This window comes from Rhodococcoides kroppenstedtii (genome assembly GCF_900111805.1).
GTDB lineage: Bacteria > Actinomycetota > Actinomycetes > Mycobacteriales > Mycobacteriaceae > Rhodococcoides > Rhodococcoides kroppenstedtii.
This window is the reverse complement of sequence record NZ_FOJN01000016.1, coordinates 75,831-91,825: the sequence shown is the minus strand read 5'-3', so window position 1 is coordinate 91,825 and position 15,995 is coordinate 75,831. Positions and strand designations below refer to the sequence as shown.

Here is a 15,995-nt window from a genome sequence, read left to right as displayed (position 1 = left end):
CCCATTCCGAACCCGGAAGCTAAGCCCTCCAGCGCCGATGGTACTGCACCCGACAGGGTGTGGGAGAGTAGGACACCGCCGAACAACCATTCCACGACACCCCCCGACCACACGGTCGGGGGGTTCAGTGCGTTTCAGGCCTGTTCGTTGGAGCACCACCACGTGGTGCGGCCGCCGACCGTTCCACGCGACATCGGAGCCCCGCACCGCGGGCACGTGGCGTCGGCCTTCCGGAACGGAATGATCTCCCCCGTGTGCACGCCCCCCTTGGCGATCGCGGACCGGATTGCGCGGCGCAGCACCACCCGGAGCTCGTCGACGGTGTCGTCGTCGAGGGTTTTCGACCGTCGGGACGGGGAGATACTTGCGCGCCACAGCACCTCGTCGGCCAGCAGATTGCCGATGCCGGCCACCACGGACTGGTCCAACAGGCGCGCCTTTATCGGCGCGGTGCTCGCCTGGATCCGCGACCGGAACTCCTCCCGTCCGACCTCCGCCGCGTCGGGCCCGAGTGCGTCGACGTCGGGGTCGAGACGGACCCGTCCCAACCGTCGCTTGTCGAACAGTCGCAGCTGTCCGCCGTCCTCGAAGGTCAGGGAGAACCGCGTCCATTCGGGTTTGTCGGTCTCACGCTCGCCGACATGGGGATCGCCGCCGCCGTAGCGTGAGGTCGATTCACCGTCGGGTGCGGTCACGATGATGCGGCCACCCATCCCCAGGTGGATACCGAGTGCCGGCCCTGCGTTCCCGTCGGCGTCGACCGTGTCGCACCACATGGCCTTGCCGCGCCGATGCGCCGCGACGAGCTGCCCGCCCTTCAGCGCGCCGGCGATATCGCCGGGCAGGTGCGGACGGCATTCGAACTCGTCGCGGTCGTCGACGTCCGTGATCACGCGATGCAGCGCCTTCTCGACGACCTGGCGCGCGTTCTCGACTTCGGGTAGTTCCGGCATGGGGTGTGGGTACCCCGCGGCAGCCTCCGCCTACGCCGGCTCGAGCCGGTCCGAGCGGAACCAGTGACCGCACGTCCGACAGGCCAGGTCGGGCCCGCTCGGGTCGAGAACGCATCCGCCGATGGGGACGTCGTCCGGCACCGGACCCGGGGGCATCCCGTAGAGAATCTCGACCGTGTCGCGGCTGCCGCACCGGGGACACACGGGCGCGTGATGGGCTGCCAGCCCGGCGACGGTCGGTCCGAACGGATGGTGCACCGTGTCGTGGCAACGGTCGCACAAGAAGAACAGGACCGAACCTTCGAGGTGGGGGTGTCCGGTCGATAGTCGTCCGCGACAGCCTGCGCACCGGCCGATGTCCGCGACGTCGCCGTCCTCGAGAACGGCCCGCTGGATGCGGGCGGGATCGGTGCATGCGGACGCGTCGAGAACGGGCCAGGGCGCGGGGAGGTATCGGAGCCGCTCTAAGTCGTCCAGCCATCGCTCGCCGTCGTTCAGGACCACCGACCGGGTGGGGAGCGCGCGGGCGGTCGCCCGCCAGAAGGTCGTGTCCACGACCGGCCGCGACAGCAGGTCCTCGTGCGCGTAGTAGGCAGGTTCGCCTGCGCGCCGGACGACCGTGGCCACGCTGACCACCGCCGTTCGTCGGCCGCGCGCGACGTGCACGACCACGTCGCCGTCCTGCAGGTCGGCCGGGAAGTGCCACGCCATCCCGTCGAACGACAGGTCGCCCGTCGCGAGATCGAGAACGGGCTCGCCTTCGGACGCGTGGGTCAGCAGAACGCGGGACGTGGTCATGGCCCGGATCATGACCCGGGGGTCCGACAACCGGGGTTCACGACGTTCGCGTTCTCCTGCGGCCCCGCCGTCAGCGACTCGGGTTACTCTCACCCCACCATGCCGCAGAAACCCCGCCGTTCCATCGCCCCGCTGGGCAGCCCGTTGCTGGGCCACACGGACGAATCGCCGCGCCGCCGCCGCATCCGCGTGCAGGTCCTGCTGACGGTGTTCCTGCTCGGCGCCAACGCCATCGGCGCGGTGATCGTCGGGGCGCTCATCAGCGTGGTGGTCCCCGGACCGAACGTGGTGACGCCACGGGAGTACTGGTGGGTGAACTTCATCCTCATCCCGACCTATCTGCTGGTGGCCTTCCTCATCGGTGTGTTCTGGGGGACCAAGCGCACGGTGAAGGGTCTGCGGTGGGCGATCGAGGACCGTCCGCCGACCCCCAAGGAACAGCGCCGCACCCTCGCGATGCCGTGGCGGTTGACGCGGCTGCAGATCGGCCTGTGGATCGTCGGCCTGATTCTGGTGACGACCGCGGACGGCATCATCGATCCCAACTCGATCCCGAAGGTGGCGTTCACCATCGCCTTCGGCGGCGCCACCGTGTGCGCGTTCAGTTATCTGCTCACCGAATTCGCTCTGCGGCCGGCCGCCGCGCGCGCCCTCGAGTACGGCGACCCCCGACGCATCCGGATCGCGGGTGTCATGGGGCGGTCGATTCTCACCTGGCTGCTGGGTACCGGCGTTCCGGTGGCGGGGTTGATGGTCATCGCGATCGCGTCGTTCATCCGGAACGACACGACGGCGACGCAATTCGCCGTGGCGATCCTGGCCCTCGGGGGCATCACGCTCGTCTTCGGGTTCGCACTCTCGTTACTCGGGGGTCTGGCGACGACTGCGCCGATCGACAACGTGCGCGCCGCGATGGCCGAGGTCGAGCGGGGTGATCTGGACGTCCGCGTCGAGGTCTACGACGGCACCGAGCTCGGTGAACTGCAGAGCGGGTTCAACCGGATGGCGGAGGGGCTGTCCGAGCGGGATCGCATCCGCGATCTGTTCGGTCGTCACGTCGGCATGGAGGTGGCCGAGGCGGCCCTGGCGAAGAATCCGGAGCTCGGGGGCGAGGAGCGTGACGTCGCCGTGTTCTTCATCGATCTCGTCGGGTCGACGGAGCTCGCCGCGTCCCAGCCGCCCAAGCAGGTCGTCGACCTGCTGAACCGTTTTTTCGCCGTGGTGGTCGAAGAGGTGGATCGTCACCGGGGCTTTGTCAACAAGTTCGAGGGCGATGCGGCGCTGGCGGTCTTCGGTGCTCCCGGCGCACTCGACGATCACTGCGGCGCGGCGCTGCGGTCCGCGCGAGCCATCATGGACCGGCTCGACCGCGAGGTACCGGACTGCACGGCGGCCATCGGCATCGCGTCGGGTCGCGCCGTCGCCGGCAACATCGGTGCCAAGGAACGCTTCGAGTACACCGTCATCGGCGATCCGGTCAACGAGGCCGCGCGGCTGTCCGAGCTGGCCAAGAGTGCCGACGGGCGACTGGTCGCGTCGGCGCGGACGGTGGAGCACGCGACGAGCATCGACGGGGACGACTGGAGTTTCGGCGAGTCCGTGACGTTGCGGGGACGTGCGGAGGAGACCAGGCTGGCCACCCCGCGAACATGACGTGCCGGGCAGGCCGGAGGCCGGTCGTGAATATCCACCTCGATAGGGTGATCCGGTGCGTCTGGTCATTGCTCGGTGTCAGGTCGACTACGTCGGACGGTTGACGGCCCACCTGCCGTGGGCGAAGCGTCTGCTGCTGGTCAAGTCCGACGGGTCGGTGAGCGTCCATGCCGACGACCGCGCCTACAAGCCCCTCAACTGGATGAGCCCGCCCTGCCGGCTCGAGGAAAGTGTGCCGGATCCGTCGACGACCGACGAGGATCTGGTGCCCGCCGACCGGCGCCTGTGGGTGGTGACCAACAAGGCGGGCGAGGAGCTGCGCATCACGCTCGAGGAGGTCGAGCTCGACACCAGCCACGACCTGGGCGTCGACCCCGGTCTGGTCAAGGACGGGGTCGAGGCGCATCTGCAGGAGCTGCTGGCCGAGCACGTCCACACGTTGGGCGCCGGGTGGTCGTTGGTGCGACGGGAGTACCCGACGGCCATCGGTCCGGTCGACCTGCTCTGCCGGGCCGACGACGGTGCCACGGTGGCGGTCGAGGTGAAGCGGCGCGGCGACATCGACGGCGTCGAGCAACTCACGCGCTATCTCGAGTTGCTCAATCGCGATCCGCTGCTCGCCCCGGTCCACGGGGTGTTCGCCGCTCAGCAGATCAAGCCGCAGGCGAAGACTCTGGCGATGGATCGCGGAATTCGTTGTCTCACACTGGATTACGACGCCCTGCGTGGCGTCGAGACCAGCGAGTTCCGACTGTTCTGACCGCCGGTCGCTAGGCTGTCGGTCATGCCCCGCCGCCACCACCGTCGGTCCGACCGGCCCGACGCGTCTCCGACGTTCGGCGGCGCGACGGCGCGCACCGAGACGGGCCCGTCCGGCGACGAGGACTACGCCGTCCGCTCGATTCCGGGGGCCCGCGCGGTCAAGCCCTACCGGTGCCCCGGGTGCGACCACGAGATCGCTCCGGGAGTTCCGCACCTCGTGGTGTGGCCGCTCGACCGCCCCGGCGGTGCGGACGACCGTCGCCACTGGCACACCGGATGCTGGTCCGGCCGGCACACCCGAGGACTCACCCGGCGCTGGTCCTGACCCCGCCGGTCGGGCGAGCCCGGGTCAGGAGCGAGCGTCGGCGGTGTCGCGGGCGGAACCGTCGGTCTCGGTGTCCCCGGACTTCGAGTTCTTCGGGATCTCCGAGGTCTCCGAGGACTCGTCGGCCGGGTCGAGGTTCTCCAACGATTCGTCGATCTCGAGGTCGTCCGGTGCGAGCGGTGCGTCGAGGAGCTCGCTCTCCCGGTTGACCGACGCCAGCATGGCCGGCACCGAGTCCAGCTGTCCTCGGATACCCAGCAGCTGAGCGAGGACGCGACCTCGCAGGACGCGCAGTTCCTCGGCCAGCTCTTTCGCGTGGGCGATTCGCCGCTCGGACTGCTCGGTGGCGGCCTGCAGGCGCCGTTTTGCTTCCGCCGTGGCGTCGGCGAGTCGTCGTTCCGCCTCGGCCTTGGAGTCGGCCTCGAGGTCGTCGACGGCCTTCATCACCTTGGAACGGCGATCGGCCATCGCGATCTCGAAGTCCTCCTGAATCGTGCTGCGCTTCTTCTCCGCCTCGGCGTCCAGTCGGTCTCGCTCCGCCTGCGCCGCCTCGACGATGCGCGCGGCCTCGGTGCGAGCCTCGGCCATGGTCTGCTCGTGCTCGGTCTCGAGCGCGGACCGTCGGTCCTTCAGCTCGGCGACGAGCCCCTCGTACTCGCCGCGCATGCGCGTGGCGTCCTGCTCGGCGATCGAGACGATCTCGGCGGCATCGGCCTCGGCCTTGGCACGGACCTCGGAGGCCTCGTCGGACGCCAGACGGAGCATGCGCGAGATGCGGTCGCTCATGCCCTCCGCGGTGGTGGGCGGAACGGACAGCCGATCGATGTCCTTGCGGAGATCGTCGATCTCGTCGCGGGCGTCCTCGAGCTGCACCGCCAGGTCGCGGGCCTGCGCGGCGGCCGCGTCACGATCGGTGGCGATGACGCGCAACTCGGCGTCGAACCGCTCGAAGTAGCGCTGGACCTCGTCCTTGTCGTATCCCTTGCGGACCACGCTGAACGGTAGGGAGTTGCTGCCGAAGGCGGTGTCGGGGGCCATGATCGACAACCTACCGGCCGACGGCACGATTCGAACGTCGGGGAGCGCCCCGATTCGAGGGGTCGTCAGTGCGCGGGTTCGACCAGTTCGACCAGGACGCCGCCGGCGTCCTTCGGGTGCACGAAGTTGATGCGGGAGTCGGCCGTACCGCGGCGCGGGGTGTCGTAGAGCAGGCGTGCGCCGCGGGACCGGAGGAAGTCCGCGACCTCCTCGACGTCGGCCACCCGGAACGCCAACTGCTGCAGGCCGGGGCCGTTGCGGTCGAGGAACTTGGCGATGGTCGAGGTCTCGTCGAGCGGTGCGAGCAGTTGGATCTGGGCGGCGCCGACGTCGGCCCCGGGCACGGCCAACATGGCCTCGACGACGCCCTGGCTGTCGTTGACCTCGCGGTGGGTGACCTCGAGGCCGAAGTGCGACCGGTAGAAGTCGATGGCCCCGTCGAGGTCGGCCACGGCCACGCCGACGTGATCGATCGCGGTCACGAGGCCGGCGGCCACGGCATCGGACGTGGGGGTGGCGGCGGCTGCAGTGCTCATAGTTTGACGTTAGACCTTTTCCGGTGCGGGGACGATGGTGTCCTGTGTCACAACGCGCGAGGGGGTCTCATCGTGGGGAACGACACTGAAGGTGGCCACGTCACGTCGGGCAGAATGCAGGTATGTCCGATTCTCGGCCCGCAGCAGGCACCAGCGTCACCACCGGAGAACCGTCCACGGGTGGGGCGGTGACCCCACCGCGTCCGGCGGTCGTGCGCTGGTTCCGCATCGTCGCCGTCGCCGAGGCTCTCACCTGGCTCGCCCTGCTGATCGGCATGGCGATCAAGTACATCCCGGAACCGAACATCGACAGCGCGGTCCGCTACCCGGGCGCCGCCCACGGCGCGGTGTTCGTGCTGTACCTCCTCGTCACGGTGGCCACCGCGGTGGCGCTGCGCTGGAGCAAGGGACTGACGGTCGTCGCACTCCTGGCGAGCATCCCGCCGTTCGGCACCGTGATCTTCGAGATCTGGGCGAACCGGACCGGGCGACTCGACGTGCGGGACGCCCGGACCGCATCCACGCCTACTCCGCGCAAGTGACAAAATACGGAGCGTGACTCGACCCGGTTCTCGCCCGCCCGCTCGTCCGTCCGCCGCCGCGGCTGCCGCCATGTCCGGAGCCGTCGATCTGTCCGCGCTGAAGGCCAAGGCCGAGGCCGCGGCCGCGCCACCCGCGCCCACCGGCGCCGGTGGCGTCCCCGTCGTCGTGGCGGTGACGGAGCCGGACTTCGAAGCCGAGGTTCTGGTTCGGTCCAACCAGGTCCCGGTGATCGTCAACCTGCTGTCCCCGCGCTCGCCCGGCTCGCTGCAGCTCACGCGCACGCTCGAGGCCCTGGCGGCCGAGGGCAACGGCACCTGGATCCTGGCCAACGTCGACGTCGACGTCAGTCCGCGCATCGCACAGGCCTTCGGTGTCCAGGCGGTTCCCACGCTGGTCGCGGTCGCGGCGGGGCAGCCGCTGGCCGATCTGCAGGGCCCGCAGCCGGAGGAGAATCTGCGTCAGTGGCTCGCGGCGATCGCTCAGGCGGTCGAGGGCAAGCTCACCGGGCCGGTGGGCGAGACGGGTCCGGCGCCGGAGCCGGAGGATCCGCGGTTCGATGCGGCCGAGAGCGCGCTCGCCGAGGGTGATCTGGCCGGGGCGGAGGCGGCGTTCCAGGCGATCGTGGACGCGGAGCCGCAGAACAAGCAGGCCCTGAACGGGGTTCGGCAGGTGCGTTTCCTCGCGCGGACCCTGTCCATTCCCGACGACGTCCTCGAGCAGGCCGACGCCGACCCGGCCGACGTCGAGCTCGGGCTGCAGGCCGCCGACGCGCTGCTCTACCAGCAGCGCACCGAGGAGTCCTTCGCACGGCTGGTCGACCTGGTCCGCCGGATCGCCGGGGACGACCGCGCTCGGGTCCGGGCGCGACTGCTGGAGTTGTTCGAGCTCTTCGATCCCGCCGACCCGCTCGTGGTGTCCGCCCGCCGCAAGCTCGCGTCCGCGCTCTACTAGCGGAAGCGCGCGTCGCACGAGTCGCGGCCGCCGAGCACACCCCAGCGGAACGCATCCACGCGCGCGAATCCGCTGGGGACGGTGCGTCCGTCGACGTCGCTCGCGGCGAGTCCGTCGGTCAGCAGCCCGGACACCGCTTCGTCCAGGTCGCCGGGGGAGAGCGTCACCGCCGCGTCCGGATTGCCTCCCGACGGGCCGAGCGCCGCGGTGACGACGCCCGCGAGGCATGCGGACCGCAGGCCGGCGCGCGCGTCGTCGAGCGCCTGGCCGGCCTGGTTCTGCACGGCCAGGACGTAGCGCGAGAGGAACAGCACGTAGGCCCCGTAGTCGCCGGTGACGTCGACGGGAACGACGAGGTCGTCGTCGTCCACCGCCGGTCGGCCGCGCTCGGCGAGGGCGTCGACGGACACCCCGATCGTGTTGGTGGCAGGACAATAGGAGACCGGTTCGGTGGCCGTGGCGTCGGGACAGCCGGTGTCGGCGCCGGAGTAGTCGACCGTCGGGGCCGGTGAGGTGGGCATGATGTCGCCGAACGTGGTCGCGAACGCCTCGAGAGTCTCGCGGGTCACCGGCAACTCGCCCGTGTCCAGCGGATTGTCGAACTCGCGCGGCAGCGTCGAGCGACGCGCCTCGATGTCCTGGAGGTCGATGGCCGCGCAGGCCGGGACACCGTCGGTGAATCCGATCTGGGCGGCGGTGACGCGCTCGAACGCCGAACCGTGGACGGAATCGGGGTCCCCGGGATCCTCGTCGCGCACGGCCACGGTCGCGGCCAGGACGTCGTTCAGTCCGTCGGAGGTGTTCAGCGAGAAGTGGGTGGAGTCGCCCTCCGCGACGTGGCGCATGAACGCACCCGCGTAGCAGTCGGCCTGTTGCTCGGCGACGATGGTCGGATCGTCGTCACCGAGCGCCCCGGACTGCGTCTGCACGGCATGGCCGTACTCGTGCGCGAGCACCATGACGACGGACATCGGTCCGAAGGCGTCGACCATGGCGGGCATGAGAATGCCGCGGTCCCAGCCGATGCTGTCGTCGAGCGAGCAGTAGCCGGCGTTGACGAATCCGTCCGTCGGGTCGCCGCAGAACACCGGTCCCTCGCCGGGTGCGGCCGAGGCGTCCCAGGAGACCAGACGGCGTACCGGGGTAAATTCGCCTCGGAAGAGCATCGGGTACTGCTGTCGCCAGAACTTCTGGATGTCGTCGAGGGCGTCGGTCGCGAGCACGTCGACGTCGGACCCGGAGAACCCGTCGACGTCGAGCTGGGCGTGCGACACCCCGGGCCGGGGCCCGGACGGCCCGTCGGTCACCGGCAGGCCGGCGACGGTGAAGGGATCCTCGTAGATCGAGACGGGCGTGCCGGTGACCACCGACCCGCACGCGGCCAGCGTCAGACCGCAGACGAGAGCGAGAACGGGGCTCGCGAACCGGTGTCGACGAGCCCCGTCCATCACTTCTCCAGTCTGAGCCAGATCGCTCCGTAGGCGGGGAGGGCGACCTGCGCCGAGGCGGGCCGACCGTGCCAGGAGTAGTCGGTGGCGGTGACCTCACCGAGGTTGCCGACGCCGGATCCTCCGTACGCCTCGGCGTCGGTGTTGAGGATCTCGACCCAACGCCCCGGCTCCGGCAGACCCACACGATACGTCCCGTGGACCGACCCCGAGAAGTTGAACAGGCACGCCGTCACGCTGCCGTCGTCCCCGTAGCGCAGGAAGGACAGCACGTTGCTGGCCGTGTCGTTCGCGTCGATCCACGAGAACCCGTCGGGCGTGTGGTCCTGCGTCCAGAACTCGGGGCTCGCGACGTACGTGCGGTTGAGGTCGCCCACCAACTGCTGCACACCGCGGTGGAGGTTGCCGACGCCCTCGGTGCCGACCTCCCACCAGTCCAGTCCGCGCTCGTCGGACCACTCGCCGGTCTGTCCGAACTCCTGGCCCATGAAGAGCAACTGCTTGCCCGGGTGCGCCCACATGTAGGCGAGCAGGCCGCGCAGACCGGCTGCCTTCTGCCAGTCGTCACCCGGCATACGGGACCACAGGGTGCCCTTGCCGTGGACCACTTCGTCGTGGGAGATCGGCAGGACGAAGTTCTCGCTCCACGCGTAGACGAGGGAGAACGTGATCTCGTGGTGGTGGTACGAGCGGTGGATGGGGTCGCGCCCGATGAAACCGAGCGTGTCGTGCATCCAGCCCATGTTCCACTTCATCGAGAAGCCGAGACCGCCGAGCGAGGTCGGCCGCGTGACGCCGGGCCACGACGTGGACTCCTCGGCCACGGTGACGACGCCGCGGTGCAGCTTGTGGACGGTCGCGTTCATCTCCTGCAGGAACGCCACCGCCTCGAGGTTCTCGCGGCCGCCGTACACGTTCGGGGTCCAACCGCCCTCGGGACGCGAGTAGTCGAGATAGAGCATCGAGGCGACGGCGTCGACCCGGAGCCCGTCGATGTGGAACTCGTCGATCCAGTACAGCGCGTTGGCGACGAGGAAGTTGCGGACCTCGGTGCGGCCGAAGTCGAAGACGTACGTGCCCCAGTCCAGCTGTTCGCCGCGCTTCGGGTCGCCGTGCTCGTAGAGCGGTGAGCCGTCGAACCGGGCGAGGGCCCACTCGTCCTTGGGAAAGTGCGCCGGCACCCAGTCGACGATGACGCCGATGCCGTCCTGGTGCAGGCGGTCGACGAACGCGCGGAACTCGTCGGGCGTGCCGAACCTGGAGGTCGGCGCGTAGTAGGACGTGACCTGGTAACCCCACGAGCCGCCGAAGGGGTGCTCCGCGACCGGGAGCAACTCGACGTGGGTGAAGCCGGTCTCGCGGACGTGGGCCGAGAGTTGTTCGGCCAGTTCGTGATACGTCAGGCCGGGCCGCCAGGAGGCGAGGTGGACCTCGTAGACGCTCATGGGCGCGCGATGCGGCTGCGCGTCGGCGCGGGCGGTCAGCCAGGCGTCGTCGTTCCAGGTGTAGGCGCTGGTGGTGACCACGGAGGCGGTCGACGGCGGCACCTCGGTGCGGAACGCCATGGGATCGGCCTTGTCCTTGACCGAGCCGTCCTTGCCGTGCACCCGGAACTTGTAGAGCGTGCCGTCGCCGATGTCGGGCACGAAGAGCTCCCACACGCCGGTCGAACCCAGGACGCGCATCGGCCAGGTCTGGCCGCCCCACCCGTCGAACTCGCCGACGACGGTGACGCCGACGGCGCCGGGTGCCCACACGGCGAACGACGTGCCGTGGACCTCGCCGTCGGGCAGCGTGTACGAGCGCGGGTGGGCTCCGAGGATGTCCCACAACCGCTCGTGCCGACCCTCGCCGAACAGGTGCAGATCGAGTTCGCCGAGGGTGGGCAGGAAGCGGTATCCGTCGGCGACGGTCACCTCGTGGACCGTGTCGCCGCCGGTGGGGTAGCGCACCCGGAGGCGGTAGTCGGCCGGATCCTCCATCGGCACGACGACGGAGAAGATGCCGTGCGCGACGTGCGAGAGCGGATATTCCTGGCCGCCGATCAGGGCGGTCACCTCGAGCGCGTTCGGGCGCAGGGCACGGATGGCGGTGCCGCCGGCGACGGAGTGCGCGCCGAGCACCGAGTGCGGATCGTGGTGGTGACCGCGGGCGAGCCGCGACAGATCCGCCTCGGACGGCGCTCCGACGGTGTCCTTCGGGGTCGTCATGACGGTTCCTTCCGGAAAGCGAGCGTGGTGCGCTCGGGCTCGGCGATGGGCGGGAGGGCCAGGATGTGCGCGACCTGCCGCCAGGGCTCGAGCTTCACGTAGTTGGCCTGACCCCACTCGAACTGCTGACCGCCGACCTCGTCGGTCACCGTGATGCGCGCCTGCCAGTCCCGACCGATGGCGGGCATGTCCAGCCAGACCGTGCCTTCCTCGGCGCCGAACGGGTTCAGGTTGACCACGACCAGGACGGCGTCGCCCGAGACGGCGTCGAACTTGGAGTAGGCGATCAGTGCGTCGTTGTCCACGTGGTGGAAGTGGATGTTGCGCAGCTGCTGCAGCGCGGGATGTGCCTTGCGGATCGCGTTCAGCGTGGTGAGCCACGGCTCGAGCGACTCTCCGCGTGCGCGGGCGGACTCGTAGTCGCGAGGGCGCAGCTGGTACTTCTCGGAGTCGAGGTATTCCTCGCTGCCCGGCCGCACCGGAACGTGTTCGTACAGTTCGTATCCCGAGTAGACACCCCAGAGCGGGGACATCGTGGCGGCGAGCGCGGCGCGCAGGGCGAACATGCCCGGCCCGCCCGTCTGCAGGCTCTCGTGGAGGATGTCCGGGGTGTTGACGAAGAGATTCGGGCGTCCCAGGTCGGCTTTCGCCGCGATCTCGGTGCCGAACTCCGTCAGTTCCCACTTGGCGACGCGCCACGTGAAGTACGTGTACGACTGCGTGAAGCCGCGCCGGGCCAGGCCGTAGAGGCGTGCGGGGCGAGTGAAGGCCTCGGCCAGGAACAGCACGTCCGGGTCGGTCTTCTTGACCTCGGCGATGAGCCACTCCCAGAAGTCCGGCGGCTTGGTGTGCGGGTTGTCCACCCGGAAGGTCTTGACGCCCAACGACACCCAGTGCCGCACCACGCGGAGGACCTCGGCGTAGATACCCTTGCGGTCGTTGTCGAAGTTGACGGGATAGATGTCCTGGTACTTCTTGGGCGGGTTCTCCGCGTAGGCGATGGTGCCGTCCGGCAGGACGGTGAACCACTCCGGGTGCGCCTGCGCCCACGGGTGGTCCGGTGCGCACTGCAGCGCGAGGTCCAGCGCCACCTCGAGGCCCAATTTCTCGGCGGCGCGGACCAACTCGACGAAGTCTGCCTCGGTCCCGAGCTCGGGATGGACCGCGTCGTGGCCGCCCTCCTCGGCGCCGATCGCCCAGGGCGACCCGACGTCCGTCGGGCCGGGGGTGAGGGTGTTGTTCGGTCCCTTGCGGTTGACGCGACCGATCGGATGGATCGGCGGGAAGTAGACGACGTCGAAGCCCATGGCCGCGACGCGGGGGAGCGCGCCGACGGTGGTCGCGAACGTGCCGTGGCGTGGTGTGCCGTCCTCGTTCCAGCCGCCGGTGGACCGCGGGAACAGTTCGTACCAGGAGCCGACCAGGGCGGCGCGCCGGTCGACCCAGACGTTGATCGCCTCGCCGCGGGTGACCAGCTCGCGCAGCGGGGTCTCACGCAGGATGCGACGGACCTCCTCGGTGAACGCCGGGGCGACGCGGGAGGGCAGGTGGGCGTCGCTGCGCAGCGCGGCGGCGACGGCCGTGAGGACGGGACGGTCGGCGCTGCGGGCCTTCGCGGCGGCGCGGTCGAACAGCCGGGCGCCGACCTCGAGGTCGTTGGCGAGATCCGCCGCCGTCTGACCGACGCCGAGCTTCGCCTCCACGGCGTGGGTCCACGTCGCGATGGGATCTCCCCACCCCTCGACACGCGCGATCCAGTACCCCTCGCGATCGGGGGTGAACAGGGCGTGGAAGACGTCCGGCTCGGTACCCGGGGTCATCGGGATGTGAACGGAGGTGCTCGACCCGGGAGCGCGCACCGCGAGCGTGGCGTTCACGGCGTCGTGTCCCTCGCGCCACACGGCCGCGGTGATCGGGAAGGCTTCTCCCACAACGGCCTTCGCGGGGTACTTACCGGACGAGGTGTTGGGTGATACATCGTCGATGCCGATACGGCCTGTCACCGGATCCCCTTTTCTGACGGATGTCGCAGGTGCACGGGCTGAGAGGTCCAACCGTAGACGAGCGAGCGCATGCCGGACACCCGAGCCACCCACGGTCTCGTCCGAAGCGATACCCGTCCGGCCCGTCGGCAAACGCGAAGCCGCGTGCGAGCGCGCCCGCGCCGCTAGGCTTCGGAATCGTGAAAGCTCTCCGTCGATTCACCGTGCGCGCGCAGCTTCCCGCCCGACTGTCCGGGTTGGCCGAACTCTCGGTCAACTTGCGCTGGTCCTGGCACACCCCCACCCTCGAGCTCTTCGAGAGCATCGACCCCGCTCTCTGGGTCAGCGGCGAGCGCGATCCCGGCCGCATCCTGGGCGAGGTCGATCCGGACCGGCTCTCGGCGCTGGCCGAGGACGACGGGTTCGTCCGCCGGGTCGACGAACTGGTGGAGGACCTGCACTCCTACCTGGATCGGCCGCGCTGGTTCCAGAAGCAGGTCGACGGCGGCGCCGATCTGCCGTCCGGAATCGCGTACTTCTCCATGGAGTTCGGCGTCTCCGAGGTGCTCCCCAACTACTCCGGTGGCCTCGGCATCCTGGCCGGGGATCACCTCAAGGCCGCCTCCGACCTCGGCCTTCCGCTCATCGGGGTCGGCCTGCTGTACCGCTCCGGCTACTTCCGCCAGTCCCTGACCGCCGACGGGTGGCAGGCCGAGCGCTACCCGTCGCTCGATCCGCAGGGTCTGCCGCTGCGACTGCTCACCGACGACGCCGGCGCGGCCGTACTGATCCACGTCGCCATGCCCGCGGGCCGGGTCCTGCGGGCCCGCATCTGGATCGCCCAGGTGGGCCGGATTCCCCTGCTCCTGCTGGACTCGGACATCGCCGACAACGACGTCGACCTGCGCGGCGTCACCGATCGCCTCTACGGCGGCGACCAGGATCACCGCATCAAGCAGGAGATCCTGGCGGGCGTGGGCGGCGTGCGGGCCGTGCGCGCGTTCACGCAGTACGAGAACCTCCCGGCCCCGTCGGTCTTCCACATGAACGAGGGCCACGCGGGCTTTCTCGGCCTCGAGCGCATCCGCGAGCTGCGATCGGACGGCCTCGATTTCGACGACGCCCTGGCGGCGGTACGGGCCTCGACCGTCTTCACCACCCACACCCCCGTGCCCGCGGGCATCGACCGCTTCCCGGCGGACCTGGTGCGGCTCTACTTCGGCGACGGTGGCAGCGGCTCGTCGCTGCTGCCGGGTCTCGACATGGACCGCATCCTCGCCCTCGGGCGCGAGAGCGATCCCGCCCTGTTCAACATGGCCCACATGGGTCTGCGCTCCGCGCAGCGCGCCAACGGCGTCTCGCTGCTGCACGGCCGGGTCAGCCGGGGCATGTTCGACGAACTGTGGCCGGGTTTCGACGCCGACGAGGTCCCGATCGGCTCGGTGACCAACGGCGTGCACGCTCCCACCTGGGCGTCGCCGCGCTGGCTCGATCTGGCCGAACGGGTCGCCGGCCGAGAGTTGATGGAAGAGGCGCGGGGCTGGGAGAAACTGCACGAGGTGCCCGCGAGCGAACTGTGGGCGACGCGGAACGACCTCCGCGGGGAGCTGGTCTCCGAGATCCGTCGGCGGCTGCGCGCGTCCTGCCTCGAGCGCGGGTCGACGGAGGCGGAACTGGCATGGACCGACGAGGCCTTCTCGCCCGACGTTCTCACCGTCGGCTTCGCTCGTCGCGTCCCCACCTACAAGCGCCTGACGCTCATGCTCCGCGACCCCGAGCGACTGCGTGCGCTCCTGCTCGATCCCGACCGCCCCGTGCAGCTGGTGGTCGCGGGCAAGTCGCACCCGGCCGACGACGCCGGCAAGGCGCTCATCCAGCAGATCGTGCGCTTCGCCGACCGGCACGACGTGCGCCACCGCATCGTGTTCCTGCCCGACTACGACATGTCCATGGCGCGCTACCTCTACTGGGGTTGCGACGTCTGGCTGAACAATCCGCTCCGCCCGCTCGAGGCGTGCGGAACGTCGGGCATGAAGTCGGCGCTCAACGGCGGCCTGAATCTCTCCATCCGTGACGGATGGTGGGACGAGATGTACGACGGCCGCAACGGGTGGGCCATCCCGACTGCGGACGGGGTCGACGACGCGCGGCGCGACGATCTCGAGGCGGCGGCGCTGTACGAGCTGCTCGAGAAGTCCGTCCTGCCGACGTTCTACGAGCGCGGCACCGACGGCATCCCGGAGCGCTGGGTGGACATGGTGCGACACACGCTCGAGACGTTGGGGCCGAAGGTGTTGGCGTCGAGGATGGTTCGCGACTACACGGTGCAGTACTACGGTCCCGCGTCGCGGGCCGGCCACGCCGTCGCCGCCGACGGGTGGGCCGGGGCGCGGGCGCTCGCGGGATACCGGCGACGGGTCGACGCCGCCTGGCCGGCGGTCACCGTGCGCGAGGTCGAGGCGGAGGGCCTCCCGGACACCCCGGTCCTCGGGTCGGCGCTGACCCTGTCGGCCGGCATCGACCTCGGCGGGCTCACCCCCGCGGACGTGACGGTGCAGGCGGTCTTCGGCCGCGTCGACTCCGACGAGCAGCTGCACGACGTGGTCACCGTGCCCATGACCCACCGCGGACCGGTGGACGGCGTCGACCGGTTCGCGGCCGAGACGGAGCTGCCGCTCTCCGGCGCCGTCGGCTACACCGTGCGGGTGCTGCCGCACCACGAGTTGCTCGCCGGTGACGCCGAGCTCGGCAAGGTGGCGGGCCCGGCGACCGTCTGACGGCGGGGCTCGCCGCGCG

The 15,995-nt window shown here is 70.1% G+C and carries 13 protein-coding genes and 1 rRNA gene; 7 read left to right on the top strand and 7 right to left on the bottom strand.

Annotation, left to right across the window (positions count from 1 at the left end):
- Positions 1-84: ribosomal RNA gene (gene rrf, locus BMZ18_RS16995) — 5S ribosomal RNA — on the top strand; the annotation flags it as partial.
- 50 nt (positions 85-134) lie between these two features.
- Here the strand turns inward: rrf and BMZ18_RS16990 are convergent.
- Both BMZ18_RS16990 and BMZ18_RS16985 read right to left on the bottom strand, forming a co-directional pair.
- Complete coding sequence (locus BMZ18_RS16990) at positions 135-953, bottom strand: Fpg/Nei family DNA glycosylase (protein ID WP_068366547.1); 819 nt, start codon at positions 951-953, stop codon at positions 135-137.
- 30 nt (positions 954-983) lie between these two features.
- A complete protein-coding gene (locus tag BMZ18_RS16985; RefSeq protein WP_139204022.1) occupies positions 984-1,751 on the bottom strand; it encodes a hypothetical protein in 768 nt (255 codons plus the stop codon).
- 99 nt (positions 1,752-1,850) lie between these two features.
- Between BMZ18_RS16985 and BMZ18_RS16980 the strand changes: the two genes are divergently transcribed.
- Genes BMZ18_RS16980 through BMZ18_RS16970 form a run of 3 tightly spaced genes read left to right on the top strand, consistent with a single transcriptional unit; the run spans position 1,851 to position 4,491 of the window.
- Positions 1,851-3,404 (top strand): adenylate/guanylate cyclase domain-containing protein, encoded by a 1,554-nt coding sequence (locus tag BMZ18_RS16980; RefSeq protein ID WP_068099895.1) that lies wholly within the window; start codon positions 1,851-1,853, stop codon positions 3,402-3,404.
- A gap of 55 nt (positions 3,405-3,459) precedes the next feature.
- Positions 3,460-4,164, top strand: coding sequence for an endonuclease NucS (gene nucS / locus BMZ18_RS16975; RefSeq protein WP_068366540.1), 705 nt, complete (start codon positions 3,460-3,462; stop codon positions 4,162-4,164).
- A 24-nt stretch (positions 4,165-4,188) separates the two neighbouring features.
- Positions 4,189-4,491 (top strand): Rv1322 family protein, encoded by a 303-nt coding sequence (locus BMZ18_RS16970; protein WP_068366537.1) that lies wholly within the window; start codon positions 4,189-4,191, stop codon positions 4,489-4,491.
- A gap of 24 nt (positions 4,492-4,515) precedes the next feature.
- Here the strand turns inward: BMZ18_RS16970 and BMZ18_RS16965 are convergent, their stop codons facing one another.
- Both BMZ18_RS16965 and mce read right to left on the bottom strand, forming a co-directional pair.
- Positions 4,516-5,529 (bottom strand): coiled-coil domain-containing protein, encoded by a 1,014-nt coding sequence (locus BMZ18_RS16965; protein ID WP_068366533.1) that lies wholly within the window; start codon positions 5,527-5,529, stop codon positions 4,516-4,518.
- 65 nt (positions 5,530-5,594) lie between these two features.
- The gene (gene mce / locus BMZ18_RS16960) at positions 5,595-6,065 is read right to left on the bottom strand and encodes a methylmalonyl-CoA epimerase (RefSeq protein ID WP_068366530.1); all 471 of its coding nucleotides are present in this window, start codon (positions 6,063-6,065) and stop codon (positions 5,595-5,597) included.
- 122 nt (positions 6,066-6,187) lie between these two features.
- On the opposite strand from mce, the gene BMZ18_RS16955 reads away from it, so the two are divergent.
- Together BMZ18_RS16955 and BMZ18_RS16950 are read left to right on the top strand one after the other, a co-directional pair.
- Positions 6,188-6,607 (top strand): DUF3817 domain-containing protein, encoded by a 420-nt coding sequence (locus BMZ18_RS16955; protein ID WP_082833744.1) that lies wholly within the window; start codon positions 6,188-6,190, stop codon positions 6,605-6,607.
- Between the two features lie 70 nt (positions 6,608-6,677).
- Positions 6,678-7,559: a tetratricopeptide repeat protein gene (locus BMZ18_RS16950; RefSeq protein ID WP_068366527.1), complete on the top strand. Its 882-nt coding sequence runs from the start codon at positions 6,678-6,680 to the stop codon at positions 7,557-7,559.
- Here the strand turns inward: BMZ18_RS16950 and BMZ18_RS16945 are convergent.
- From BMZ18_RS16945 to BMZ18_RS16935, 3 genes are read right to left on the bottom strand one after another with little or no spacing between them, the layout of a single operon-like run.
- Entirely contained in the window at positions 7,556-9,007 is a 1,452-nt protein-coding gene (locus BMZ18_RS16945; RefSeq protein ID WP_068366524.1) for a neutral zinc metallopeptidase, read from the bottom strand. The genes BMZ18_RS16950 and BMZ18_RS16945 overlap by 4 nt on opposite strands.
- Positions 9,007-11,217: a 1,4-alpha-glucan branching protein GlgB gene (gene glgB, locus BMZ18_RS16940; RefSeq protein WP_068366521.1), complete on the bottom strand. Its 2,211-nt coding sequence runs from the start codon at positions 11,215-11,217 to the stop codon at positions 9,007-9,009. The genes BMZ18_RS16945 and glgB overlap by 1 nt, the downstream gene beginning before the upstream one ends.
- Entirely contained in the window at positions 11,214-13,220 is a 2,007-nt protein-coding gene (locus tag BMZ18_RS16935; protein ID WP_068366518.1) for an alpha-1,4-glucan--maltose-1-phosphate maltosyltransferase, read from the bottom strand. Before BMZ18_RS16935 ends, glgB begins: the two co-directional genes overlap by 4 nt.
- Before the next feature lie 179 nt (positions 13,221-13,399).
- Between BMZ18_RS16935 and glgP the strand changes: the two genes are divergently transcribed.
- Complete coding sequence (glgP, locus tag BMZ18_RS16930) at positions 13,400-15,976, top strand: alpha-glucan family phosphorylase (RefSeq protein WP_074922329.1); 2,577 nt, start codon at positions 13,400-13,402, stop codon at positions 15,974-15,976.
- The last annotated feature ends 19 nt before the right edge of the window (positions 15,977-15,995 follow it).

What these genes read in the sequence shown, in the direction of transcription:
- BMZ18_RS16990 (WP_068366547.1), bottom strand. Translation starts at nt 953, where the DNA reads ATGCCGGAACTACCCGAAGTCGAGAACGCGCGCCAGGTCGTCGAGAAG.
- BMZ18_RS16985 (WP_139204022.1), bottom strand. Translation starts at nt 1,751, where the DNA reads ATGACCACGTCCCGCGTTCTGCTGACCCACGCGTCCGAAGGCGAGCCC.
- BMZ18_RS16980 (WP_068099895.1), top strand. Translation starts at nt 1,851, where the DNA reads ATGCCGCAGAAACCCCGCCGTTCCATCGCCCCGCTGGGCAGCCCGTTG.
- BMZ18_RS16970 (WP_068366537.1), top strand. Translation starts at nt 4,189, where the DNA reads ATGCCCCGCCGCCACCACCGTCGGTCCGACCGGCCCGACGCGTCTCCG.
- BMZ18_RS16965 (WP_068366533.1), bottom strand. Translation starts at nt 5,529, where the DNA reads ATGGCCCCCGACACCGCCTTCGGCAGCAACTCCCTACCGTTCAGCGTG.
- mce (WP_068366530.1), bottom strand. Translation starts at nt 6,065, where the DNA reads ATGAGCACTGCAGCCGCCGCCACCCCCACGTCCGATGCCGTGGCCGCC.
- BMZ18_RS16955 (WP_082833744.1), top strand. Translation starts at nt 6,188, where the DNA reads ATGTCCGATTCTCGGCCCGCAGCAGGCACCAGCGTCACCACCGGAGAA.
- BMZ18_RS16950 (WP_068366527.1), top strand. Translation starts at nt 6,678, where the DNA reads ATGTCCGGAGCCGTCGATCTGTCCGCGCTGAAGGCCAAGGCCGAGGCC.
- BMZ18_RS16945 (WP_068366524.1), bottom strand. Translation starts at nt 9,007, where the DNA reads ATGGACGGGGCTCGTCGACACCGGTTCGCGAGCCCCGTTCTCGCTCTC.
- glgB (WP_068366521.1), bottom strand. Translation starts at nt 11,217, where the DNA reads ATGACGACCCCGAAGGACACCGTCGGAGCGCCGTCCGAGGCGGATCTG.